At 56.8% G+C, this 26,543-nt stretch carries 15 protein-coding genes; 11 read left to right on the top strand and 4 right to left on the bottom strand.

Features of this window, described 5'->3' with window-relative positions; genetic code table 11:
• Nucleotides 1-69 precede the first annotated feature (69 nt).
• From CA51_RS09440 to CA51_RS09400, 9 genes are all read left to right on the top strand, one after another.
• Nucleotides 70-1,182: a type IV pilus twitching motility protein PilT gene (locus tag CA51_RS09440; RefSeq protein WP_145119959.1), complete on the top strand. Its 1,113-nt coding sequence runs from the start codon at nt 70-72 to the stop codon at nt 1,180-1,182.
• 54 nt (nt 1,183-1,236) lie between these two features.
• Nucleotides 1,237-2,949, top strand: coding sequence for a GspE/PulE family protein (locus CA51_RS09435; protein WP_145119957.1), 1,713 nt, complete (start codon nt 1,237-1,239; stop codon nt 2,947-2,949).
• A 179-nt stretch (nt 2,950-3,128) separates the two neighbouring features.
• Nucleotides 3,129-4,565: a type II secretion system F family protein gene (locus tag CA51_RS09430; RefSeq protein WP_145119955.1), complete on the top strand. Its 1,437-nt coding sequence runs from the start codon at nt 3,129-3,131 to the stop codon at nt 4,563-4,565.
• Between the two features lie 433 nt (nt 4,566-4,998).
• A complete protein-coding gene (locus tag CA51_RS09425; protein ID WP_231746091.1) occupies nt 4,999-6,108 on the top strand; it encodes a type II secretion system protein in 1,110 nt (369 codons plus the stop codon).
• 4 nt (nt 6,109-6,112) lie between these two features.
• Nucleotides 6,113-7,255 carry a type II secretion system protein gene (locus CA51_RS09420; protein ID WP_145119951.1) on the top strand — a complete coding sequence of 381 codons (1,143 nt, stop codon included), beginning with the start codon at nt 6,113-6,115 and terminating at the stop codon, nt 7,253-7,255.
• Between the two features lie 3 nt (nt 7,256-7,258).
• On the top strand, nt 7,259-8,533 hold the full coding sequence (locus CA51_RS09415; RefSeq protein ID WP_145119949.1) for a prepilin-type N-terminal cleavage/methylation domain-containing protein: 1,275 nt from the start codon (nt 7,259-7,261) through the stop codon (nt 8,531-8,533).
• A gap of 15 nt (nt 8,534-8,548) precedes the next feature.
• On the top strand, nt 8,549-9,775 hold the full coding sequence (locus CA51_RS09410; RefSeq protein WP_145119947.1) for a type IV pilus modification PilV family protein: 1,227 nt from the start codon (nt 8,549-8,551) through the stop codon (nt 9,773-9,775).
• Between the two features lie 59 nt (nt 9,776-9,834).
• Nucleotides 9,835-15,624, top strand: coding sequence for a hypothetical protein (locus CA51_RS09405; protein WP_145119945.1), 5,790 nt, complete (start codon nt 9,835-9,837; stop codon nt 15,622-15,624).
• A 5-nt stretch (nt 15,625-15,629) separates the two neighbouring features.
• The gene (locus CA51_RS09400; protein WP_145119943.1) at nt 15,630-17,612 is read left to right on the top strand and encodes a PulJ/GspJ family protein; all 1,983 of its coding nucleotides are present in this window, start codon (nt 15,630-15,632) and stop codon (nt 17,610-17,612) included.
• A gap of 249 nt (nt 17,613-17,861) precedes the next feature.
• Here CA51_RS09400 and CA51_RS09395 read toward each other — a convergent pair whose 3' ends face one another.
• Both CA51_RS09395 and CA51_RS09390 read right to left on the bottom strand, forming a co-directional pair.
• Nucleotides 17,862-19,046 (bottom strand): Gfo/Idh/MocA family protein, encoded by a 1,185-nt coding sequence (locus CA51_RS09395; RefSeq protein WP_145119941.1) that lies wholly within the window; start codon nt 19,044-19,046, stop codon nt 17,862-17,864.
• Between the two features lie 1,466 nt (nt 19,047-20,512).
• Nucleotides 20,513-20,713 (bottom strand): hypothetical protein, encoded by a 201-nt coding sequence (locus CA51_RS09390; protein WP_145284097.1) that lies wholly within the window; start codon nt 20,711-20,713, stop codon nt 20,513-20,515.
• Between the two features lie 1,382 nt (nt 20,714-22,095).
• Between CA51_RS09390 and CA51_RS09380 the strand changes: the two genes are divergently transcribed.
• Nucleotides 22,096-22,644 carry a hypothetical protein gene (locus CA51_RS09380; protein ID WP_145119935.1) on the top strand — a complete coding sequence of 183 codons (549 nt, stop codon included), beginning with the start codon at nt 22,096-22,098 and terminating at the stop codon, nt 22,642-22,644.
• Between the two features lie 243 nt (nt 22,645-22,887).
• On the opposite strand, the gene nusG is transcribed toward CA51_RS09380, so the two are convergent.
• Complete coding sequence (gene nusG, locus CA51_RS09375; RefSeq protein ID WP_231746090.1) at nt 22,888-23,433, bottom strand: transcription termination/antitermination protein NusG; 546 nt, start codon at nt 23,431-23,433, stop codon at nt 22,888-22,890.
• A gap of 256 nt (nt 23,434-23,689) precedes the next feature.
• Nucleotides 23,690-24,154, bottom strand: coding sequence for a carbon storage regulator (locus CA51_RS09370; RefSeq protein ID WP_145119931.1), 465 nt, complete (start codon nt 24,152-24,154; stop codon nt 23,690-23,692).
• A 491-nt stretch (nt 24,155-24,645) separates the two neighbouring features.
• Between CA51_RS09370 and CA51_RS09365 the strand changes: the two genes are divergently transcribed.
• Nucleotides 24,646-26,340, top strand: coding sequence for a coiled-coil domain-containing protein (locus CA51_RS09365; protein WP_145119929.1), 1,695 nt, complete (start codon nt 24,646-24,648; stop codon nt 26,338-26,340).
• Nucleotides 26,341-26,543 lie beyond the last annotated feature (203 nt).

Here is a 26,543-nt window from a genome sequence, read left to right as displayed (position 1 = left end):
CATCGATTGTTGACGGGTTCACCACTGATGCGTGAACCGATTCGCCACAGCGCGAGGATCTACTAAGGTATGGCAACCGTTCTGATCGACAAGCTGCTGCAAGCAGCGGTAAAGCAAGGTGTCAGCGACATCCACATCGTGGTCAACCAACCTCCTGTCTTCCGACTGCACGGTCGGATGCGGAAATTGGAGACCAAGGTGCTCGAAGCCGAGGACACCGTGGCGTTGATGAAAAGCATCACGCCGGACCGCTGTCAGCGCGAATTGCAGGAGACCGGTAGCACCGACTTTGGGTTTGCCTTTGGAGAACTGGCGCGGTTCCGCGTCTCGGTTTTCAAGCAACGCGGCTTCATCTCGATGGTGTTGCGGCAGATCCCCAACGACAAACTGACCCCCGAACAACTGGGGCTCTCCGAAGCGATCATCAAATTGGTTCAACGGCCTCGCGGGCTGTTCCTTGTCACCGGGCCAACCGGTAGCGGCAAGAGTACAACGCTGGCCAGCTTGATCAATTACTTGAACGAGACGGTCGATCACCACATCATCACGATCGAAGATCCGATCGAGTTCTACCACGAACATATTGAAAGCACGATCAACCAACGCGAGGTTGGGGTCGATGTCCCTAGTTTCTCCGAGGCGATTCGCCGCGCGTTGCGGCAGGATCCCGACGTGATCCTGGTCGGCGAGCTCCGCGATCTCGAGACGATCGAAGCCGCGATCAGCGCCGCTGAAACCGGTCACATCGTATTTGGAACCTTGCACACCAACAGTGCTCAGGGAACCGTCAACCGGATCATCGACGCCTTCCCGGGGAACCTGCAGGATCAGGTTCGAACCCAGTTGGCATCGTCGCTGATCGGCGTGGTCGCTCAGACGCTGTTGCCCAAGATCGGCGGCGGTCGCTGTGCGGCTTATGAAACACTGATCGTAACCCCTGGTATCGCCAACCTGATCCGCGAGAACAAAACGTTCCGGATCAACTCGGCGATCCAGACCGGTGCCAAGTTTGGCATGCAGTTGATGGACGACGCGCTCTACAACCTCTGGGCCGGTGGCCTGGTGTCGGTCGAAGACGTGTTAGGAAAAGCTCATCGTCCCGACGACTTGGCGAAACGGATCGTCGAAGCCCGACGCGGCGACGGCGAAAACGGAGAGCAGGGCGAACCGCATCCCGAGTAGGACGCGGGCATCGGAAGTTCCATTTCATTCCTCGAACCTCAAGCCTGAAAACCTGTGGCTACACGAAAAATCGGACAGATCCTCGTCGACCTCGGATTCATCACCGACGAACAGTTGGAGGTGATCCTCGAGGAACAGCAACAGCAACCGGGCGCCCTGTTGGGGCGGATCGCCGAGGACATGGGCTTGGTCACCGACGAACAGGTGGCCCAGGGCTTGGCTGAGCAGATGAACATGCAGACGGTTCAGCTGCAGGACGTCGAACTGCCGCCAGAGGTTCTGGCGATGGTCACCGAAACGATGGCCCAGCTGTACCGCGTGATCCCGGTCAAGTTCGACGGTTCCACTCTGACCGTGGCGACCTGCGACCCGCAAAACCTTTCGATCCAAGACGAACTGCGGACCTTCCTGGGTTACGACATCCGGATGGCCGTCTCGACCGAACGCGACATCGTCGCCGCGATGACGCGGTACTTCGACAGCGAATCGGAGAGCGTCGAAAAAGTGATCGCGTCGCTCGAAGAGGACGACGACCTCAAAGCGGCGATCTCGGCGCTGGAGTCGGACAAATTTAACATCACCGATGCCGAGGCGTTGGCTGATTCGGCGCCGGTCCGCAAGCTGTTGAACATGGTTCTGCTGCTGGCGATTAAAGACCACGCCAGCGACATCCACTTCGAACCGTTCGAGGATGAATTCCGGATCCGGATCAAAGCCGAAGGCGTGCTTTACGAAATGGTTCCGCCGCCGCGTCACTTGGCGTTTGCGATCACCACGCGGATCAAGGTGATGGCGAACCTAGACATCGCCGAACGCCGGATGCCTCAGGACGGCCGGATCGAATTGATGGTCGGTGGCCACCCTGTCGATCTCCGCGTCAGCGTGATGCCAACGATGTTTGGCGAATCGACGGTAATGCGGATCCTCGATCGCTCGGTCGTTTCGTTGAGTCTCGACAATGTCGGGATGGACGAAGACGTGATGGTCCCGTTCCGCAAAACGATCGAAAAGCCCAACGGGATCATCTTGGTCACCGGGCCGACGGGTAGCGGCAAGACGACGACGCTCTACTCGGCGCTCTCCGAACTGAACACGATCGACGAGAAGTGCATCACGACCGAAGACCCTGTGGAGTACGACATCGATGGGATCGTGCAGATTCCGATCGACGTCGGTTCGGGGGTTACGTTTGCCAGTTGCCTGCGGGCGATCCTGCGGCAGGATCCCGACCGGATCCTGGTCGGCGAGATCCGCGATCTGGAGACCGCCGAGATCGCGGTTCAAGCGGCGCTGACGGGTCACTTGGTCTTCAGCACTCTGCACACAAACGATTCGCCCAGCACGATCACTCGTATGAAAGACATGGGCGTGCCGACGTTCCTGCTAACCGCGACGGTCGAAGCCATCTTGGCTCAGCGACTGGTCCGCCGGATCTGCACGAATTGTCGCGAAGAGGCACCGGCGTCGCTGGACCTGCTGGCGGAGATTGGCATGTCACCAGACGACGTTGCGGAGCACAAGTTTTACCGAGGGGGCGGTTGTGACAAGTGCAACAACACGGGCTACAAGGGGCGTGTGGGGCTGTTTGAATTGATGATCATGAACGATACGATCCGCGAAATGGTGATGGCCAACGCATCGACCGACGAGATCCGCGACGTTGCCGAGAGCAACGGCATGACCACGCTCCGCGCCTTCGGCATGGGGCTGGCTTACAAGGGTGTCACGTCGCTCGAAGAGGTCGTTCGCGAGACCGTCGATCACTAACATCCGATCGGTCGCCGGCGGCGGAGTTCTCTGTTGCCAAACGGATCGACAAACAGAAACGACAAAAGCAACCGGACGCTATCGCGTGGCGGCTGATCAGTTCAGCCACCGGATGCAGATTTATAAAACGTTGAACATTTCAATAATTGACTTTTCCCTTCAAAGTGTAGACCTCCGCCATGCCTATCTATCTATTTGAAGCGATGGACGCCACCGGGCAAGAGATCCGGGACGAGATCGATGCGCAGAACGAAGAAGAGGCGCAAACCACAATTCGTCAGATGGGATACTTCGTCACGAAGATCTCCGTCAAAAAGCAGGCAGCCAAAGCGGCGGCGACCAAGAAGCGCCGCGGCGGTGGCGGCTTCGGTGGCGCCAAGACAAAACATATCGCGATGTTCACGCGTCAGTTGTCGATCCTGCAAGACTCGGGCCTGCCGATCCTGCGCAGTCTGAAGATCCTCGAGGCGAACCAGAAGCCGGGCAAACTGAAAAACGCGCTGTTGGATACGTGTGAGGAGATCGAGAGCGGTTCGACGATGAGCGAATCGATGGCCAAGAGCCCCAAGGTCTTCAACCGCTTATACGTCAACATGATCAAAGCCGGTGAGGCCGGTGGTGCGTTGGAGACGATTCTTCAGCGACTGGCCGACTTTATGGAGCGAGCTGAATCGCTCAAGCGAAAAGTCAAAGGTGCGTTGATCTATCCCTGCGTCGTCGTCTTCGTCGCCTGTGCGATCGTGACCTTTATCATGATCAAGATCGTGCCGACGTTCGAACAGATGTTCGAGGAGTTTGACCTGGAACTGCCGGCGCCGACGCTGCTGTTGATCGCGCTGTCGAACTACATCATGCGGTACGGGTTCCTGATCGTCGTGATCCCGGTCTGTATGTTTATCATCGTCAAATTGATCCGCAAGTTTAAACAGGGGCGGATGGGATTTGACATGTTTATCATCAAAGCCCCGATCTTCGGCGGCCTGTTGGAAAAGAATATCTTGGCCCGGACGACGCGAACGTTGGGAACGTTGGTCTCCAGCGGCGTGCCGATCCTCGAGGCGTTGAATATCACCCGGGAGACCTCGGGCAACGCGATGTTCGAGCGGCTGTTTGCGAAAGTCACCGAATCGATCCGCCAGGGTGAAGTGATCAGCAAACCGCTGGCCGAAAACAGCACCCCCGGCTTCCACCCGATGGCCGCCTTTTTCTGGGCGTTTTTGGGCGCGTTTCCAGGGATCATGTTGATGTCGGTCGCCCTGACAGCCAACTACACCAAGCTGGGCGACAACCCCGAGATGGTCCAGACGCTGCGAAGCATCGCGTTTAGCGGAACCGCCGGCGGTTGTGTGTTTGCCGTCTTGTGGTACCTGATGAAGATGAAAGAACGCGTCGTCGACGACTTGGTAGTCAACATGGTCGACGTCGGCGAAGAGACAGGTGAGTTGGACACAATGCTTTACAAAGTTGCGGACACATACGACGAGGAAGTACGCGTAATGACCGACGGCATGATGGCGTTGATGGAACCGCTGTTGATCGTGTTCCTCGGTCTGGTCGTCGGATTTATCGTCGTCAGCCTGTTTATGCCTCTCGTCTCGCTGATCAGCAGCTTGTGATAATCAACGCCAAAGACGCAAACCATCGGCCACCGCGAAAAACGGTGGTCGATGGAAGAGCCAGACAATACACAAACGGTGGCCAATCGACTCCGCTCGATTGCCCCCCCCAAAAAAAACACACACAAACGCTGACCGACACCGTCGGTCGCATCGACCGCCAGTGTTGCCACCTCGCATGATCGCGAGGGCGTGGAGACATCGCGGCAGACGGAAGACCGGTCGCAGTGCGCGGTCGCGAAGGAACAAGTCAAAAACGAGAGTGGTTAGAGCCGACGGGGGAGTGGTTTGAAAAAACAACTCCTCCAAGAGGCTTGGACACCAGCAGCGGCCCTAATCGATGGCCACAACCGCTGCTTTACACCGACGGACCGTACCCGAGGCCGCACGAGGAAAAAGAGTGATGCAAACGCAACAGGCACAGGTAAAACGCATGTCCCAGCCCCTCCGCCCCAGAACCCGAATCACCCGAGCAGCGTTCACGCTGATCGAACTGTTAGTGGTCGTGATCATCATCGGCATCTTGACGAGTTTGGTGACCGCGGGAGTGATGTCGGCTCGGCGCCGGATTGTTGACAGCGCTCTGAAAGTGGAACTGACCAACATCGAACTCGCATTGGAAGCCTACCGTGACAAATACGGCGATTACCCGCCGGACTTCTCGGATTGGTCCGTTGTGCAACGACACTATCGCACAGCGTTTCCAAAGATCTCCACGCGTGATATGGGGCTGTTAGCGAAAGCTTGTTTTGTCGATCCGACCGATTCCACGACTTTCCAAATCAATGGCGTCGATCGCGCCGAAGCGCTTGTCTTTGCATTGGGTGGCTTTAGCAGCGATCCAAGGTTTCCTTTTTCGGGAAGCGGTGGTCCATTCGTCTATGTTGGCACTGGCAGCGTCGATGACTTGGATTCTTACCACTACAACACATCGCGAGACAACCGACTGTTCGAGTTTGATGAAGTGCGGCTAACGATGGGCCTCAATGGCGTGCTCGGTTATTCGACCGACGAAGGGATCTACTGGAACACCTCCACGGCGGCTCTCGGGGCAACAGTTGCTCCAAATGCCACAGCGGCTGCACCGTCGGGTGTGGTTGCCGATCTCTTCCCTGTCTATCGCCGCAAGAACAACGATGGTTCGTTGCCTTTCGTCTACTTCGATTCGCGCACTTACAGTCTCGGTACAACCTCACGTGTAGTGAATGCCTACCAGCCTACTGCCGCTTCGGTTGGTGTTGCTAAGCCTTACAAGTCGTTGTTGGTGAACACCGGCACGACGAGTTCCATCCCCGACGATGGACTGTTTTTTGTCAACCGAGACAGCTTCCAGATCGTCAGCGGCGGGCAGGACGAACACTACGGTGGTGACCCCGGCGCAGCGGCGATGGCCTACATCTTCCCTGCCGGAACGGGATTCAACTTGAACACGGGTTTAGTCACTGGAGTTGGCAACTACCTCTACACGCCAGACCCAGCGAATTTCCAGGAAGACAACGTCACGAACTTCTCATCGACGACCCTCGAATCGGATCTGGAGTAGTCCCATGTTAGTTCGCACCCAAATCACAGCTGAACGCCAACGGCGAGGCTTCACGATCGTGGAGTTGTTGGTTGCGATGGCGTTGATCGGCGTGATGGCGTCGATGGTCGGCATGGCACTCAGCAGTGCTCAAGGCGACGCTCGACGTGCCCGCGCGAAATTGCAAGTCGCCAAGATTCGCGAGATTCTGTTGCATCGCTGGGATGACTACATGGTCATGCAAATGCCGGTATCCATTGGTGGCACGAAGCAAAGACAAGCATCTAGGGAGAGAGCACGCGTCCGTTTAGCATTGTTACGCGATCGAATGCGTATTGAGATGCCTGACCGGATAACCGACTTGGCAAGTCCAGCCCAAACCTGGGTAACCGCCGTTCGGACGGCCCCGGGAACCTATGCAGCCGCAACGGCAGATTCAGTAACAGTCCCCTTGTTCGATATCTACCGAGAACGAGTCGTACAGACGTACGTCGCGTTGGGGAAACTTCCCGCGTCGGCGACCTACGCCGATGTGTTTCCAGGGGGCGTTGATTCGCTGCCACCATCGTCCAGCGATAACGATCTTTGGACTCGCGAACATCAGTCGGCTGAGTGTTTGTATCTGATCCTTTCGGCGATGAACTTTGCCGGTCGCCCTGCGCTCGATGCGTTTCGTCCCTCGGAGATCGCCGATACCGATGGTGACAGCATGCCCGAGATCGTCGACCCTTGGGGGACTCCAATCGCCTGGGCGCGTTGGCCAGCTGGTTATTGGGTTGGCATCAGTGAGACCGATCCCGTCACAGACTTTGGTCCAGACGGTTTCGATTTGCTCAATGGAAGCTTGCGTTATCGTGACACTAGCTTTCCCGATCCGTTTAATCTTCAACCACTAGTCGTGTCGGCAGGACCTGATGGTGAGTTCGACACCCGTTTCCTTAACGGAACAGACCCTAATTCTACAGTGGAAATTAGTTATGTCGGCGCACAGTTTCGCATCGTTTTTGGTGGCCTGAACGAGATTGATCCTTATTACGTCAACACAGATTTAGCGGACGCGGACAACGATTACACGAAGGGTGGTTTCGAGGGCGTTGGTTCAAGGGCGGATCTGGATGGCGACGGATACGACGCTGCGGTTGACAACATCATCAGTTCGGAGCTTTAGGCGATGTCTCAGATGCAACAACAAAGACGAAGTTTCCGAATCGGCTTTACGCTGGTCGAGCTGTTGATCGTTGTGTCGATCATCACCTTGGTGACAGCGATCGCTTTGCCGACGGTCCGCGACCAGCTTCGCGATCAGAAAGCTACCCGCACCGCGTCGCTGGTTCGTTCTTATCTCGACACCGCGCGAGCGCGTGCCGTGAACACCGGCAAGCCCTACGGAGTCGTGATCAAGCGATCTGGGACCAGCGGATTCGAAAGTGCCCGCAGTATCGAGTTGCGATACTGTCGGTTGGCATCGTCTTACTCGGGTGACGAATCCGATGCCTTTGCACTTATCACGCCTCCGGGTACTTATGATGCCTCGATTCGGATCGTGCAGTTTCCCAATACCAATGGTGGGAATCCGGTCTACGGCAACGACGTCATTCGAACGCCGCCTCCTGGTTTTGTTGTCGTTGGCGATACGATTCAGTTCGACGACTCCGACGTCAACTTTCAAATCCGTCAGGTGACTTACGACACATCGACACCACCTAATTTGGTAAGCCTACTGATCGAACCTGTCGATCCATCGGTCGTCTCGGACGTAGCGGTGGGTGCTGGCAGCAGTGCAACCCGAGGTTATTCGATCTCTCGATTTCGCGAGACGGCATCGTTGCCGTTGTACTTGCAGACCGGAACGATGATCGATCTCGCCTTTTCGGGATATCGTCGCGGCGATGCCTCCGTGAAGGACTACGGCACTCCGTTCGGAAGCCATCAACGACTCGCGGCATGTCAGTTTTCACCGATGGAAATCGAACACCAATACGATCTCGCTCGCGGTGCAACATCCACTGCAGCGTACGACACGGCGGGGACTTCTCCGGTAGTGGCGTCCGCTCGGACTTATCCGTACGGCGACATCTACATTCTGTTTGCCCCTAACGGAACGGTTTATTCGGTGATCTATGGCGAGTTATATGGGGCTCCAGGCTCGAAAGCTATCCGAATGCAGCATCACCTGGTGAACTCCGATATCTACCTGATGGTCGGGCGAGAAGGTTTGACCGACGTCGCCGACCCGATGTCGCTTAGTTCCAAGGAACAAGCCACAGCCTTCGATCTGCAATCGGTCTGGGTTGTGATCAATGGTGTTTCTGGAGAAGTGACCACTCAGACTCCTAATCCGATCGCCAGCGTGCGAGACAGCGGCCTGCAGGCAGCTGAAAAAACGCCAGCTGAAATGCACAACGGCATTTCAGCCCTGATGCACGTGTCGCGAGAAAAGATCTAATCACGGATAAGCCCTATGTCAAAATCCACTCAGAAACGCAACGGCATTACGCTGATCGAAGTGATGTTCGCAATGGGAGTCATGTTGATTGGCCTGTTGGGAATCGCTTCGGTAATCCCCGTCGCTGCGAACTACGCTCGTCAAACGCTCGAGAACGATATCGGCACGGTCTATGCATCGCATGCTGTTGCATTGATCAATTCGTCGAAGTTCCTCGAACCCAAAGATTTGGTTTTTGTAAACGATGAAACGACTGGGCTAAGTTCCGATTACCTGCGGAATCGGCCGCGCCGAGAGCCCGGCAATTTCCCCGCAGCCGGTTTTCAGGTTGGGACCACACCATCGTTTTGCATCGATCCATGGTTTTTGAACCATGCACTCTCCTATCGCGATACCAGCGGTAGTGTCAACGGTTTCCACGCGGGCGTGTTCCCGTACTACGATTCTGATTACTCGCCAGCCGTTTCGCCCAACGCTACAGCGATGCCGACGGGTGATCCAAATCAGTTCCCCCGGTTATGGAGAGTTTTTCCCGAGATCATAACGGGCAGTCCTAATCTTTCGCGTCGAATTGGCGGCGCGATCCAAAGCGTGTTTCAGAATGACGACTCGCTGTCGATGGAGTTTCCTGATGATCCAACACTCTATCCGCAACAGCTCGCTTATACATCTCAGGTTGGCGCCGCGTCGAACATCGCAGTGCGTCGGTTGTCCGAGGGACATTACTCATGGATCGCTACGGTGACGCCGTCGAATTCGATCATAGCACCGGGTGCGATGAAGTTATCGGTGGTGATTATCCGCGATCGCGTCTTTGTTCCCCACCCAAGCAACCCAATCACTTCCTCGTCGCCGCTGAATTACGCAGTCAGTGCGGACGCCGAATCGAACCCGACCAACGAACGACTTGCGTTGGTAACGGGATGGATCGGCTTTGTTGGAGGTCTGGGCGGCTCGGTTACCATCGAAGCGTCTAGCGACATGAACGATTCGATCAAGGCCGGGCATTGGGTGATGTTATCGCAACGCAACTTCAGTGCAGGCCAACCGGCGGTTCACGTTTGGTATGAAGTCAATAACGTTTCGGAGACATCTCCTTCGACAACTTTCACTGGAGGCTGGAAGCGAACCGTTTCGCTGGTCGGTCCCGATTGGCCGCAAGCCGACATGACGTCACTTCCGACTCAGATGACGATCGTCGAAAACGCGATCGCCGTTAAAGAAATCGAAATCACGCTGTAAACCCACAAACTCCGCTCGTCTCCTTTTCTCCGTGTGAACTTTCCGTTCAGAGGCTTCCCATGACTCGCATCGTACAACCCTCGAAACGTTCAGGAATCATCCTGTTGGTTGTGTTGGGCATGTTGGCGTTATTCAGCATCCTAGCCATGACGTTCCTGCTGTTTACGTCTCAATCACGGTATGCATCCGAAGCGATTGCACGTCGGGAGTCGAGTTCGTTTGATCCGCAAGTCTTCCGGGAACGAACGATCGAACAAGTGCTCGCGGGAAGTGCTGCACCCGGCAGTGCGTTCTGGGGACACGATTTGTTGGGGGACTATTATGGCTATCGCGGCGCGCTGTCACCGGAGAACAACTCTTACTGGACAAACAACTTACTCCCTGAGACTACGGTTCTTCGTTGCTTGGAGCCATCGGCCTTTGGTCTTGGCAGCTGGTCAGCCGCGCGCCGTGATGCAGTCCGCCCCATGCCTCACCTGGGAAAGAAGTACGTCAGCTTCTCCACTCGCTTGTACCTAGGAGCACGTTTTGCGCTCGACGATCATTTTAACGGTCGCGTGCTAACTTTTGAGGAAGGCCCGTTGGAGGGTTTGCCGTTGCTGATCGTGCGGTACTTTGGCGATCACAGAGGCGTGGCTGGCGCAGGGACAGACGACGTCGAAGATGAATACCGGTTGAACGGACGCATTGTTGTCGACGTCGAACCGTACCTCGACAACCTGATTACCATTGACGATGAAGTCAAGACGCTTTCCAAGTGGCTCGATCTCCCCTCGAGTACGACTCAAAGTCACCCCGCAGTATTGTTCTACTCCAAAGGTGCCAATCAATCTTGGGGAGCCGGTCCCGATTCGCCGTACTATGCTGCGGCCGTCGGATCCGATGACGTGGGTTACAAATTTTACGTCAACGGAACCCGGCTGAACGGCCCTGGCATGGGCTGGATGAGTCGCAGCGGCACGTACAATCTGAACCAGACGGCGAGAAACCTTAACGCAACATTTGGTGCCGATGCCTCGGTCGCGTTAATGGGCAATTACGGCAGTTATCTCACAACGGCAAACGCGCCAAACCTGCTTGGTGATGCTAACGAACCTTTTGACGTCCCCGACTATAACGACTGGTTTTTGGCACACTTCCCCGTTGATGCGCCATCGACCGAATTGCCCGCGCCATCGTTTGTCCGTCCCGCGATCATTAACTATGTGTTGAACTATTACAACGCACCGTTGAACTCGCTCACAAAACCCCAGTTGCAGACGATCCATCGGATGTTGGTTCAATGCAATCTGCGTCCGCTGCCGTACAACGACGGTTCCGTCAATCGGTATGAAAATTTTTCTGGCGGAGACCCTGTGTTAAAAGACGGTATCGATTTCACTGCATCGGTCGCCACGATTGCCGGGAATATTCAAAGCCTTGCGACCGCTCTCGTCGCTGGGCCATGGGATGTCGACAACGACGGTGACGGCATAAACGACAGCGTTTGGATCGACGGGGGCTTGCCAACCGCAACGATGCCCGACGGGACGCGTGTAAAACCGATGGTTGCCGTGCGCATCGAAGACCTTGGTGGCCGAATCGATATCAACCATGCTGGGCGATACGCCGACGTATCCAAGGTTGTAGAGGGAGCCATTGCACAGGGACTGTCGGGCGCGTTCCCGAGCCCAACTCCTGAGACCCAAACCGTCGGCGACGTTCCGTCGGGCTTTGGTTATGGACCTGCCGAAATCCCGCTTGGCTACTCAAATGGAACGACTCAAGTCGGAACGTTTCCGAACTCGCGCGTTCGATTGGCCTGGGACCGTTACGATGACAGTCACGGAACCTTCGTCCCTGGGCAATCGGGCGTGTCCACGCAGAACTACCTGTTAGACAACGACCTGACCGGATTCTTCCGCGAAACAGGACGCCCGACAACGCATTTTGGTGTTTCGCACTACGGTAGTCCCCTGGATGTATGGGGCCGTGGTCGCGTAGCGATCGGAATTTTTGGACAACCTCTTTTCGATGGCTTCTCGATGACGGTAACGCAACCGTCTTCGGTTTCCGCCGCGTATCCAGTCAACTCTCGCACGTTGGATGAGCGTCAAAACGATCCCTACGAGATGGCTTCGCGATACCGAGTCTATTTGGATCTTCCTTATTCCGAAGCCGATTTGGATGTGGTACTGAATCGAGACGAGAGTGCCGCTGATCGCCTTACGTCGATCATCCAAACCGACTTGGCAACCCGAGCGGATATCGTGCGTCGCGGGTTCACGACCCGCAGCGAGTCGTTGGAACTACCACCAACCACGATGCCGGCTGAATGGCGGAGTTCGGCAACCGAAAACGCTAGCACTTGGTTGACGAATCACTTCTTGCGAATTCTGGAAAAGGGGCATACCCCCTCAGGTTCGCTGAATGAAGAACAGATGCGATTCTGGTCGGTGATTGCTCCCGAGTTGCGATTGGGACAACGACTGAATTTGAATCGTCCGATCGGCAATGGTATCGATACCGATGGCGACGGTGTTGTCGATGATCCGCAAGAGATTCTAGCCGCGATCGAATCGTTTTATCCAGCGATCGATGCGACGTCCGGATCGATCGTCAACACGCAGTGGACAACTGGGACTGGCAGTGTGATGGCTGCCGATTTGACTCCTGAAGAGGTGTCACGCAATAGCCGTACGCTTCTCGCGCGTCACCTGTATTGCTTGGCGATGTTTGTCACTCGCGATGAATCCGCGAACACCGCCTTTGACTACCGTTCGAGCACAACGGGGCATCCTGCGACGGAAGCCGAATATCGCGCATGGCGATTGGCCCAATGGGCTGTCAATGTTGTCGACTTCCGCGACGGCGACAGCATCATGACAGGCTTCGAATACGACGTCGATCCGTACGATGGATGGGATGTCGACGGCAACCTAGCGACGACCAACGACACGTTGCCCGATGGTACAACCCCCACGCCACGCGGTGTCGTGTGGGGCATGGAAGCACCTGAATTGTTGCTGACCGAGTCGCTCAACTTCCACGATCGTCGAGTTAAAGATTCGGAATTTGATTCGGGAGACATGAGCAAGCGTCTGCCCGATCCCGCTACGGATGACTGGGGCGACAACGATGATGACGTCGATCAATATCGAATTCCCCAAGGGACCACAGTCCTGGAATTGTTCTGCCCGCGTTCGCCTCAGAAGTTCGACACCAGTTCAGATCCCGCCAACCCTTGGGCCGCTCCGAGCGATCTCTACACTGCTGTCGATACCGATGCCGACTCGGTTCCCGATACGCGGTATTTGAATCTTTCTGCCAAAGCGCCCGACAACAATCCCGTTTGGCGAATTGGAATCACCCCGAACCACAGTTCGGACCCAACGGCGGATAACAACGATCCTCAACTGAGCCCCGTCACGCGATTGCAAGATCCTGCGTTGTCGGCAAATGACCTTTTGGGAGCTGCGGACGTAGAGCAGTTTATTCCCAAAATCGACGCCGCTTCTCCATTCCCGTATCGGCAGGATCCCGCGTTCAAGTTCGACCGCGTAATCTGGATGACATCGCAAGACCCGACTGCGGTTACACTTCCCGACGATTCAAAAACCGCTGGCGGCACGCCCAAGGTGTTCTACAGCTTTAACGCCGACACGAGCTATTCGCCCGATGGGATTCTATTGGGTGGAGGACAGTATGCTGTGATTGGTTCTCGAACGTTTACTGCCATCGGAGCTCAAAACGTTCCGACGCCTGTCGGTTTGAACTACAGCAGCTATGCGAGTCCTCAATCGATCACGTTGACCCCGACCGCGATTGAAACTCGCGACACCACCGGGGCCATGATCACGCCAATCTATAGTGAACAGATTCGCGACGTGGTGGGAATCATTGCATCTGCGCCAGTTCCCGCAACTTGGTCGAATGCCGCGACGACGGCGCCGGAGCGAATTGGAGTCAACATCTCCGAACCCGGTCCATGGGAGACGACCTATTATCCCGAACCACAATATCGGCTGGTAGGTTCCGACAATACGTATCCGTTTGACGCGTATGTCGATGAAGAAGCTCCAACGAACAGTCTGCCCGACCAACCGTTTGACGAGCGATCGTGGGCGCCACTGGCGAACGATTTTACCGATGGTCAAAGGACGGGAACACGGTTGAACTACAAGACCGCGTACCTGCAACGGTTGGCTGATCCAACCATGCCGTACAACGCGACGACCAATCCCTACATGACTGTCGATTGGATGCCGTTGGATCTGACGGTCTTTAACGGTGAAGAGAAGAACCAACAGGAAACCGATCAAGCCGGGACGCCTGGCTGGATCGATCCTTCGGATCCAAATCCGTACACAAGTGCTCCGGATGAACGCTTTGCTTCGCGTTACAAAAACGGTGTCGACTTCGCGACCTACGATTCGAACGGCGATGGGAATATCAATGCCGCGGATTCGGTTTTGAATGAGGGGATGGGACACAACAACATCTACTCGTATGGCACCCGCGTCCCAGAGACGACATCGGAGATCGCACTTTCGACCTCTAACTTTGCTCACGACTTGTTGAACAGTGGCCCGCAGGATAATCCTACGGCGGGAACCGCTTCGACGACGCTTGGTTATTTGAATGCCGCGTTTGGCGAACGGTGGGTGCAAAATCCGGGTAGTCTATCGAGTCAGCTACTGCGTTATGTCGGCGCCCCCGCAACACGGCCATTCCCATGGATCACGTGGAACAATCGGCCGTTTGCATCGCCGTACGAAATCATGCACGTTCCGATGACTAGCAGTTCTCGGTTGATGATGCAGTTCTCAACACCCGCGATGGTGACGCCGGCGAGAAACATCTACGATTCGTCGGCTACGACCAACGGATCCCCCGCGGCTCCGCAGATGTATCGCGGTGAGTTTGGGCATCTTTTCAACTACTTCGATGCGGATCCCGATTTCAATAACAGCCCTAACTTTGGACGCGTTCTGGAGTGGGTTGGAACTCCCGATCCATTCGATTATCGGCACGAGATGATTCATCCGGGCCATTACCTTGGCCCAATCCAAAGTGCGGCGCAGACCTGGCCTCCCGAAGTCAACAGTTACCCGAACGTGTTTGACTTCCGCGATCTCGTTCCGTTCGAAATCCTGCGTCCGCCGTTCAACTGGAAGCCGAATTCAGGACGAGCCGGCAAGATCAACCTCAATACGTTGCAGAGTCGAAGCACGTTTCTCGATCTGATGCAGCCCTATTCGACAATCACGGAGACCGAAAATGACGCTCCCGCGTTTTGGAGTTCATACATTGAAAGTCGGCGTGGCTATGCTATTCCAGCAACGTCTACTGTTCCGGTATCGCCCTATTTGGATGGAACACGTCCGACTCAATTTGCGGGAGCCTTTAAGCCTTCCGGGTTTGCTGGTGTTGGGCCGTTGGTGATCAACTATGACGCATCAACCAATACGCCGTCGTATTCAACCACGATGCAAAACGGGACTCCGTTGAGTACCGGACTTTTGCGTCCTGATCCTGCCTCGGCGACCAAACCGCTGTTTCGTCGCAACGATGACGATACGGTACGCGCCATGTCGAATACACGCAGCCAATTCCATCGCAATTTGGGCATCACACGATTGCCGAATCTGACCGATTCGAACTCCCAGGTGTTTGCCGTTTGGACAACGATTGGTTTGTTCAACATCGATTCCAATGGTGACCCCGCGGACGAATACGGTGCCGATATTGGCGAGGACCGTCGCTATCGATCGTTCTATATCATCGATCGCACGATTCCCGTTCGCTACGAACCAGGCGACGGGGAATCGGCCAAACGCGCCATTATTCATTCACGAAATTTGGACTGAGCCTGATGTTTGTCAAATATAGAAAACAGCCGGGTTTTACCCTGGTCGAAATGTTGATCGCGATGACCGTGACTCTGCTGATCATGGCAGGGTTGGCGCAGACATTTAGCGTGATTGGAACGCGGATTCGCGAAACGACTGTCGAGGTCGGACTGAGCACCAAACTGCGTGGCGTCGCGATGCAGTTGCGGAACGATCTCGAATACCGCACCGTCCAAAACATCTCCTTCGATCGCGGGCAGGAAGACGGCTACTTCGTTTATTACGAAGGGCCCGTCGCTGACGTTACGACTTCGGTGGCTATCGGCCGCGAAGATGTTTCGAAGTGGGGCGATTTCGATGACTACCTCGCCTTCACCGCACAAGCCCCTCCCGGCGCCTACTTCACCGGCAGCGTGCCGAAGTTTATCGCCGATGGTACGGGAACCGATATGACACCGGTTACGATCCGGTCGGAGTATGCGGAGATCATCTATTGGATTGGTCCTACCTACACCGAAACCGGTGGAGCGTTTTCGATCGATACGATTCCGCCATTGCCCGTCAGTGGAACGTTGCCGACCGCGGTCCCGGTCCCCAATCGACTGCAATTGCATCGTCGGGTGCTACTGATCCGCCCCGATCTTAATAACAACACGATGGCTTGGGGCGAACCCTATCTCCAGCTGCCCGCGGCGTATCAGGCTGGCGCATGGGCCAACAATATTGCAACTGCTGGATGGCTTACGGGGATGGCCAAGATTCATCAAATGTGCGACCTCTCGGTCTCGCGCATAACGCAGTCAGCGCTGTCAGGTTCGATTGGCTGGGACCAGCCACGCACCGAGATCCGCGCCAACTCGCTGAAGGATCTGTCGCGGCCCGAAAACCGGTTTGCGCACGTTCGGATGCCACTGCCGACCACCGGTGTTGCCAAGACAACTTTGCCGTTGCTGGCGATGGGGAATCCAAGTGCGTTGTCCGCACTGCCGACGCCCGCTGCCTCTGGAGTCGCTCGAGCAAACACCAACCCAGCCTGGGCGTTTGGAAGTCCACACCTTCTGCAAGGCTTCTTGCTTCCCGATTTCGCCTTGGGGCTCAAACAAGAATATCAGGTCCCGCAAACGGCTGCGGATCTAACCAGTCAAACAACAACGTACGGGTACGCGATGCCCGCGGGCTGGGGCGGCGACCGACGTGGCGAAGATGTTGTGTTGGACGACATGCTTGGTTTTGACGTAAAGTTGTTCGATCGCAGCACGGCATTGGTCATGCTGCCGGGAGACGATGGCAATCCGGGGAATGATCGGACTGCGCCAACGTTTCCAGACGCGTGGCAATACATGGGGGAAGCCAATAGCGACGACGTCTTGATTACGCCAAACGATCCAGGATATCGATATTTCTTCGATACCAATCTCGATTGGGATGGAACCGACGATAGTTCGATCGCTGTCCGTTCGGCGCAGAATCATCCGGGTGGCGCTGCCGATAACGATCCGCTGCTGATCTCTCGTGGCGCATTTGTCGATCTGGGCTACGCAACGTTGCGTGGCGGCAATGTGCGGGCTCGGATGGATCCCATGATTCAAACCATGCCGTCTAATGTTGGCGTCAATGCTCGACTTCTGCTTGAGTCGGAATTCAGCGGAGCAGTATACGACGATAACACCGGAGCACTCGATCATATGAGGTCTCTACGGCTGTCGGGGAAATATGGTTATTCGTCCGCGGCGGGAGGCCCGCGATGGTATCAACCCGCGTTTGATACGTGGTCGGTGGAGTATTCCGAGGGCTTTCCCTTCGATTACGACGCGACGTACAACACGATGGTTTGGCCGATTCCCACCGGCACCGTGCCAACGGTACCAATCGGTGGTGAGCTGGACGCGTTGGGAAATGCAGTTGCACCATTTCAAACGAAGCCAGCCGCGATCCAAGTTACGCTGCGAATCGAGGACAAACGGAGTCGGCAGATCCGACAGTTAACCGTCTCGGAAGATCTGTAATCCGTTGTTGAAATAGCGTGGGGCAGGCTTGAAGAGCCGACCGCCGTTGAGACAGGCACCCGAAGCGATTCAGGTGCTGTTGAGGATTGAGGATCCTTCGCAGACGTTCGTCAAACAGATGACCGTCTCGGAGATCGTTCGCAACTAAAGGGCTCTCCGGTTCCGGACTGCTCCGCTCGCGTTAGTGCGGCGGAGGGTATTGGCGTTGGCTTTCTCGTTGGCTTGGCCGAGCGAGTTCGGCGTTCGAACCTACAGTCGCGTTAGCGGGTTGTCTCTTTTCGCTAGCGGCAGTGCGACGGCGGCGCTCTCCTGGCGGTGCGATTCAAAGACGCCGCAGATCATCTCCACCGTCGTCGCAGCGTTTTGCATATCGCACAGCGGCCGACGTCCCGAATCGACCGATTCGATAAGGTCTTTGACTGCCGCAATGTGGTGCGTCGCCTCCGCGACCGCTTTGGGATTCGGCTCCGCCACATCCACTCCGCCACTGCTGATCGGCAACCAACGCCGCGGTTCGGCTGGCGGCCGAAACGGACTCCCCTCGCACAGATAAGCCAACGGACGGCCGTCCATGTGGATCGTGATCGTCCCGCGACTGCCGATCAACTGCAGACAAAACGCGGTCCCCGCGGTGCCATCTTTGGCAACGGAGTCGTAATAGGCGATCGGGCCGGCGGTGGTTTCATAGCGAGCGTGCAGGGCGTCGCCGGCCAGCGGCCCCAACCCCTCCGCTCCCGGACGCACGTCGGCCGCTGTCACTCGGCGACCTCCCTGCAACATCACGGCGGAACAGGTTTGGGGAGGCCCGGTAAAATGGTCGACGAGGTTCAGCACATGGCTGCCCAGCACCCACAGATCCTCCGCTCCGCCGCGGTGGTCCCCTTTGCCGCGGCCCCGCAGTTCCAACAGGTTCCCGATCCGGCCGTCGGCGATCAGGCTATCGATTTGAGGCAGCGCGGGATGGTAGCGGTTGCGGTGGGCGACGGCGATCTTGGCGTCGTGTTTCTCGCAGGCGGCCAGTAACGCATCAGCTTCCGCCGGCGTACGGCAGATCGGTTTCTCGATATACAGGCCGCGTGCGCCAGCTTCGATCGCCGCCAATGCCATCGCATGGTGTTGATCGGCGTGGCGGGAGCAGATCGCAACAAATTCTGGCTGCACCTGGCGGAGCATTTGTTGGTAGTCGCGGAAACCGTGATCGATCTTCAGTTTGTTGAGTTGCCGCGCCAGACCAGCTTCGTTGGCGTCGGCGACCGCGACGATTTCGGTTTCGGGGATCTGTTGCCAGACGGTGTCCAGTCCGTGGCCAAAGTCGCCGCGTCCGGTATGTCCGATCACCGCGACGCGGCGTTTGGCTGGCGCGGCCCAGGCGAAGCGGGAGGCGGCTAAAGCGGAGGCGGAGGAGAGAAGAAAGCTGCGGCGCGGGAGGCTCATCGATCGCTCCGAGGTTTTGCGGTTGGAGATTTAGGGGGAGAGTCTGATTCTAATCGGCCGCGGAGCGCGGCGGATTGGACAAAACATACCATCCCCAGCCGCTCCATGCGCAACACAAAAGCCGCAGTTGCCACGCCAGCGTCAAGAAGCACCACGTCGCCTCCAAGCACCCTCCACTGCCAGTGGACCTCAAAACGATCGCGTTCCCACCGCGGGAATCAGTCGAAACGCAACCGGCGTCTCGATCGCGAGTCAACAGCCGTTACGCTATTCCCGGGCGTCTCATTCACGTCGCTTCGCGGGCAGACTCGGGTGCGCTCATCAACTTGCCCGCGAATCACGCTAATAGCGCGAATGGTGGGACTCGAACATTTTAAATTTGGTGCGTTTGCCTGGTCTTCGATTCGCGTGCATTCGCGCCATTCGCGGGCAAACTCCGTTGCGCTCGTCAACTTGCCCGCGAATCACGCCAACAGCGCGAATGATTGGGGCTCGACTATTTTAAAAGTTGGTGCGTTTGCCTGATCTCCAATTCGCGTGCATTCGCGCGATTCGCGGGCAAACTCCGGTGTGCTCATTGACTTGCCCACGAATCACGCCAATAACGCGAATGGTTTAAAACGAGCGAACAGGTGCCGAACTCTAAAATGCAGAGTCACCAATTCGCGGGCCAACTCTGATGCGCTCAATAACTTGCCCGCGAATCACGCCAACAGCGCGAATGATCGGACTCGAACATTTTAAAGTTGGTGCGTTTGCTTAGTCTTCGATTCGCGTGCATTCGCGCGATTCGTGGACAAACTCCAGTGCGCTCATTAACTTGCCCGCGAATCACGCTAATAGCGCGAATGATTGGGGCTCGACTATTTTAAAAGTTGGTGCGTTTGCCTGGTCTTCGATTCGCGTGCATTCGCGCTATTCGCGGGCAAACTCCGGTGCGTTCATTAACTTGCCCACGAATCACGCCAATAGCGCGAATGGCAGGGGCTCGACTATTTTAAAAGTTGGTGCGTTTGCCTGGTCTTCGATTCGCGGGCATTCGCGCTATTCGCGGGCAAACTCCGGTGCGTTCATTAACTTGCCCACGAATCACGCCAATAGCGCGAATGGCAGGGACTCGAACATTTTAAAGTTGGTGCGCGTGCCTGGCCTTCGAATTCGCGTGATTCGTGCTATTCGCGGGCAAACTCTGATGCGCTCATCACCTTACCCGCGAATCACGCTAATAACGCGAATGATTGGGACTAGAGCTTTTTAAAGTTGGTGCGCTTGCCTGGCCTTCGAATTCGCGTGCATTCGCGCTATTCGCGGGCCAACTCCGGTGCGCTCATCAACCTGCCCACGAATCACGCCAATAGCGCGAATGTATTGGAACGAGTTGGCAGGTACCCAACTCTACGTGCTGGGACTTAGCTTCGCGTGATTGGCGGGCAGAGCAGGTGGGTTTACTGTTCGATCCGAGGGCTCTATGCGGCAAGTACTTCTCTGTCGAGTTCGATTCGTTTGACAACAAGTCCGCAGCCTTCGATCTGTTCGATAGCTGACCGCATCGCTTCGTCGCGCGATGCCGCTTCGCGGTCAAATACAACTTCGATGCCGTCGGAGTGGCCACCGAGGTGACCGTCATCGCATCCCGCTGCCGCGAGCCGGTCCGCTAGCTCCAGCATCTGATGCTCGTTGACTACGCGATGGTTTATCACCACCCGAAACCTGTATTCAGTCATCTGATTCCTCGTCGCCTCCGCCTTGCCCCGGACACGCTGCCAGCTTGCATTTGATTTGTTTTGCGTGATTTTGTGGGTTTCTTGGAGTCGAATAGATCGCTATCCAACAACTGGTGTGCCCCAATCCGCAGTGTATTGTACCCCAGGCGTGAGCACGTGGTCCACTTTTCTTTACCGCCCAACCAGCCGCTTCCGCCGCTGCAAGTGCCGCTCGGATTTCTTTGTTGGGATGGCTTATGGCCACACGTCAACTCCTGACCGATCGTACCACCAAACATCACAACTTGGCTTCGACAGTGCGGCGACTGGATCCGCAAACAGCGTAAAACAGCCGACACGGCGGGGCGTTGTTGGAGCAGAAACATTCGCTCCTTATTCTCATCCCCATTGCCCCACCTATCACGCGAAATTTAAGTCGAGGCGACACACCGATAGTCAAGGATTTTGTCGGTCTTCAATTTGCAGGCCGGCATTGATGCGCTGGTGTTTCTTGCCCGCGAATCACACGAATAACGCGAATCATTTGAAAGGAGTTGAGAAGTAGCGAGCTCGAAATGCAGGGCCTCAAAATTCGCGGTATTCGCGCCATTCGCGGGCAAACTCCGTTGCGCTCGTCAACTTGCCCGCGAATCACGCCAACAGCGCGAATGATGGAACTCGATCATTTTAAATTTGGTGCGTTTGCCTGATCTTCGATTCGCGTGCATTCGCGCCATTCGCGGGCCAACTCCGATGCGCTCATTGACTTGCCCACGAATCACGCCAATAACGCGAATGATGCGACTCGACCATTTTAAATTTGGTGCGCTTGCCTGGTCTTCGATTCGCGTGCATTCGCGCCATTCGTGGGCAAACTCCGGTGCGCTCATCACCTTGCCCGCGAATCACGCCAATAGCGCGAATGGTTGGGGCTCGACCGATTTAAAGTTGGTGCGTTTGCTTGATCTCCAATTCGCGTGCATTCGCGCGATTCGCGGGCAAACTCCGGTGTGCTCATTGACTTGCCCACGAATCACGCCAATAACGCGAATGGTTGGGGCTCGACCATTGTAAAGTTGGTGCGCTTGCCTGGTCTTCGATTCGCGTGCATTCGTGCTATTCGCGGGCCGGTTCTGAGCCTTTCCTTTTTATCCGGCAACCTTGCGAACTGGGGGCGACTGGCCCTCCTGCGGCGTTTTGGGGCGCGGGACCGCTTGGACTTTGGGCCCTCTTGGCTGAGGCGTTGGGGGGAGGTCATAATGGGAGGTTGCTCGGTTTGTGGTTGTAGCTCCGTTTCCAAACCCACATCCGTTTCCCTTCTTGTGTCTCCAAGGAACCTAAAGATCATGCGTCACTTGACCTCCCTTTGCCTCGGCTTGCTGTGCGGCGTTGTCGTTTGTTTGAACCTCGGTTGCCCCGCCGCTTCGACAACCACCGATGCTCCGCCAACGCTCAGCGACGATCACGGCCACAGCCACGGCGACCACGCCGCTCCCGAAACTCTCGCCGAAGCTGTCGAGTCGATCGATCATATGGCCGACGAAATTCAAGAGTCGTTTGCCGCCGATGATCCCGATGGAGCTCACGGCCCTCTGCATGACATCGGTAGCGTCTTGCAAACCGCTGGCCTGATGGTCGCGAAAAGCGATCTGTCGGACGAACAAAAGCAGGGTGCCAGCGAAGCGCTGAAGAAGTTGATCGATGCTTATGGCAAAGTCGATGCCAAGATGCACGGCGACGAAGGCGTCGACTACGCTGACGTATCCGCCGAGATCACCGCAGCTGTCGAAGCTCTGCAAACCGCAACCGGAATCAAGGTCGAGCACGGCCATGACCATGACCACGCCGAAGGGCATGATCACGCCGACGATCACGACCACGCTGAAAAGAAGTAGCATCGCCCGGCCATCGGGCCGCTGTAACACGCGCGGCGCACTCGCCGCCGCGCCGTGGAGTGACAGGCGATAGCCGATCGACACGCGCGGCGTTGTCGCCGCGGGTGCACGAAGCGTTATCTCGTGCTTGACGCGCGGGGCGTTGCCACCGCGGTTAAACGAAAGATAGTGTTGCCACCGCGGCTAAACGAAATGGAATGTTGCCGCCGCGGGTAAATGAAAGTGAGCTTGGTCGGCGGGCGGTTATTTGGCGGGCGTCGACTTGCCGAGGAATTCCAGCTGGCAATCGTCCAGCACGGCCGAGGCGCCTTGATTCATGAAACGGACGGCGACGATCAATCGTCGCTGGCCGTCGCGTTGCACGACAGTCCCCTCGAAACCGTTGAACGGACCACTCTTCACGCGAACCAAATCCCCCGGCTCCAACCGCTCCTCGGGAGCCAGTGCGGCGCCGGTTTCGATCAGAGCGTGGATCTGTTGCAGGTCGGTGACCAATTGAGTTGGATCGGCGATGTCGATGCATCGCGAAACGCAGCCCGTCGAAACCGCTTGATAGCGTGATTCCCCAGTGCCCCGCACGAAGACGTAGTTGGCAAACAGGGGCAGATGCGTCGTCCGAAGCCGCCCAGCGGGACTCTTATAACGGCGACTGATCACCGGCGAATAATGCCCCACCTCTAACTCGCGCAGCTTCCGCATCAACTGCTTCTCCTGCCTCGATCGGGTGTACATCGCCCACCACTGCGTATCGGGCTCATCGGGAAGCTCGAGGATTGTTTCCGGAAACATGTCCGGTTCTTCGCCCAGAATTGGCATTCGCGCGTCGTCCGTTGAATTTTGCGATCGGGGGAGGCTGCTGGCGACTCCCAAAGCTGCTAGCGTTGGCGTCTGCCTGGCATGTGGACCGTTGAGGTCGATCAAAATTCTAAACGTTTCGCACCCATGAAAACAAGGTCTACTTGTTGAGCTACCTAAGCCCCCTCAGGCGCTTCAGGGGCAATCCGGAATCCCTCCTGGATTGCCGACCGCTGGAGGCCGCCACCACTTAAACCGAGACGTTCCCGACAGCTTCCACCATCGATTTGGGCATGAAGCGTTTCAGTGGGCTGACTTCGGAGACGACGGTCTGACCTCGCTCAGCCGTCCGCGGAAAGCGGGTGGCGACCGCCGAGTTTTGCTGGATCTTCAGCTTCGTCGGCCCCAGCACTTGAACCGCGGCGGCGTTCGATTTCGAAGCGCCGCGAACGCTCGATCGACCAGCGGCCGTGGTCGGCTTGGCTGCGACAGGCTTCGCTTCGACGGCAGCCGGTTCCGGCTGCTTTCGGGATCCCGATGCCCCTTCGCTCTTGGGCTGCTCTTCGTAGAACTCCAATTCACCTCGCACAACTCGCGTCTCACGGGGGGCTTCGATTCCCAAGCGGATCGAATTTCCTTTGACTTGCAACACCGTCACGATGATGTCGTCGCCCAATCGAATTTGTTGTTTTGCTTTGCGTGTTAGAACCAACATGGCATTCTCCTTTGCCTAAGTGAAGAGCTTTCCGTTTGAAACCTCGTTCCGAGTAGTACTCGGTAACGAAGGTGGGATATTGCACAATGCGTGCCAAAGCAGCGGCAGAATCGCTAAACATTTCTTCCGGGGACGTCTAAGTCTATTCAGGTAAAGGGTTTGGCTCTTTTGGAAGCTGGTCCAGAGGGATCGTGGTGGCCGGTGAGCGATCGGCGCGATTGGACGTTCTTACAACGGTTTGCAATTTTGGGAAACCGATCGGGGCGGAACTTGAAGGGGGAGTGGGATCGTTGGGGGTAGCGCGGTCGATTCGATTTTGACGAAGCGCTCGCCGGTCGCTGCGGCGTTCCGGCGATCTGAGGCTCATGAAGTTTTGACGTGCAACGCTATACAACGTACTTAAACAGAGATGATCTCCCCGAAATCGTCGGAACACTTCTCCCATGCAGATCGAGAGTCGAGCGCCGCTCGGCTCTTCCCCAAAAGTACTTATGGCTCGTTCGTCACGCATTAAAAAGCAAAAGCCGCTATCGAACGCTTCGGACGTCGCCAATCAGGGACGTTCGGATCGCGAGGTCGATCGAGCGCCCAATGCAAATGCAGCCAACGCGGCAACGACCGAGCAACAGGCCGACAATCTCTTCGATTCGATCGATGCGAATCTGGCCGGAGCGCAAAGCCCCGAGCCGCCGCAGATGTCCAATTCGCTGCTGCAATCGCTCTGCATGATCAACACGATGCTGACTCAGCTGAACGATAAACAGCAGGAGTTTCATCGTCAGCAGAGCGAATGGGCTCAGATGCAAGGCGATCTGGAGCCGCGCGAAGAGGAGCTGCGAGAACTCGAACGGGAACTCTTCGAACGCAGCGAAGCGTTGGACGCCGACGCGCAGCGGATCGCCGAAGCAGAACAACAGCTGCAGCAGCGGCAGGCGAAGACGTCGCAGCAGCGGCGGCTGATCGCTCAACAATTGCGAGCTCAGCGGGCCGAAGTCGCACTGGCGCGCCGCGCCGGCGACATGGATCTCGATGCAGTGCGGGAGGAGTTCGACGCCGAGTTGGAACGGCGGTTGGCCGATCAGGCGTCGCAGCACGAACAACAGCTGGAAGAAAAGCTGGCCGAAGCCCGCGTTCAAGAGGCTCAGCAGCAGGAACAGAAGCTGGCTGAACTGCGCTCTCGTCTGGAAGCCGAACACGAACAAGCGCTGACCGATCTGCGGTCGCAGCACCAAGCCGAGCGGGAACAATCGCTAGCCGATTTGCGGTCGCAGCACGCAGCCGAACAGGAACAGGCGTTGGCCGATCTGCAGTCGCAGCGCGATCAACATCAGTCGCTGGCCGACGAGCGTTCGCAGTGGGATGCCGAACGCGAACAAGCTGTCGCCGAGGTGCGGGCGCAGCTGGACGAGGATCTGAAGCGGGCGCTGGCGCATGTCGAAGCGGAACGCGATGCTTGCCGACGACTGGAAGCCGAATTGGAACTGACGCGGCAGAAGCTGCAAGCGATCGAAGCCGATCGGGAGACGACAGGCGATAGCGGCGAAGCAAACGCGACGCTGCAAGCTGCCGTCGATGGGCTGAGGAAACGCCGCGACGAAGCGGAAGACGAGATCGAGGAGCTGAGGAGTCAGAATCGCGAACTGGCGGCCAAGCTGGCGGCGAGCCAAGTCGATGGTGCGGGGACCGACGGACAGGTCTCGCTGGAGAGCATGTCGTGGGAGCAGCGGAAGCTACATATGCTGCAGCGTTTGAACGCCGAAGACGACGAACTAAACGACAGCGAACTGGCGCAACAGCGACTGAAAATCGAAGAGGTGATCGATAAGACCGATCGCGAATTGAGCAAGCGCGATGCCGAGATCGCCGAACTGCGGTGCTTGTTGGAACAACAGAGCATGGCGGCGGGCGACATGGCGATCGGCGGAGCTGCGGTTCTGCAGATGCTCGATCAGGACGAACTGATTCAAGAGGAACGAGCCAAGCTGCAGCGGATCCAAGCCGAATGGGAAGAGAAGTTGCGGCAGGCAGAGATCGACGTCTCGTTGGAACGGGCAAAACTGGCTCGCGAACGGATCGACATCGAACAGCGACTGGCCGAAATGCGCGAAGCGACCAAGGCCGAAGGGAAACCGGAGTCGAAGGGCCGCAAATGGCTGGCTCAACTAGGCCTGACCGACGGGGAGTGATTTCGGGACGCTGTGCCGGCTGATACCTCAAATTGAACCCCTGATTTCCCTGCAGCGTTTGACTCGCCGTTTGGAACTGTCGGGGGCCGGTTGGCAGAATGCTGAAAAGCTGGTTGCACCGACGGCAGCGCGGTTCCCACCGATTGCAACGGCAGCCAACATCGAAGATCCACTCGATTTCGCCCGCTGGCTGTCAATTGGGA

Source organism: Rosistilla oblonga (assembly GCF_007751715.1).
Lineage (GTDB): Bacteria > Planctomycetota > Planctomycetia > Pirellulales > Pirellulaceae > Rosistilla > Rosistilla oblonga.
This window is presented reverse-complemented; position numbering and strand designations above follow the sequence as displayed.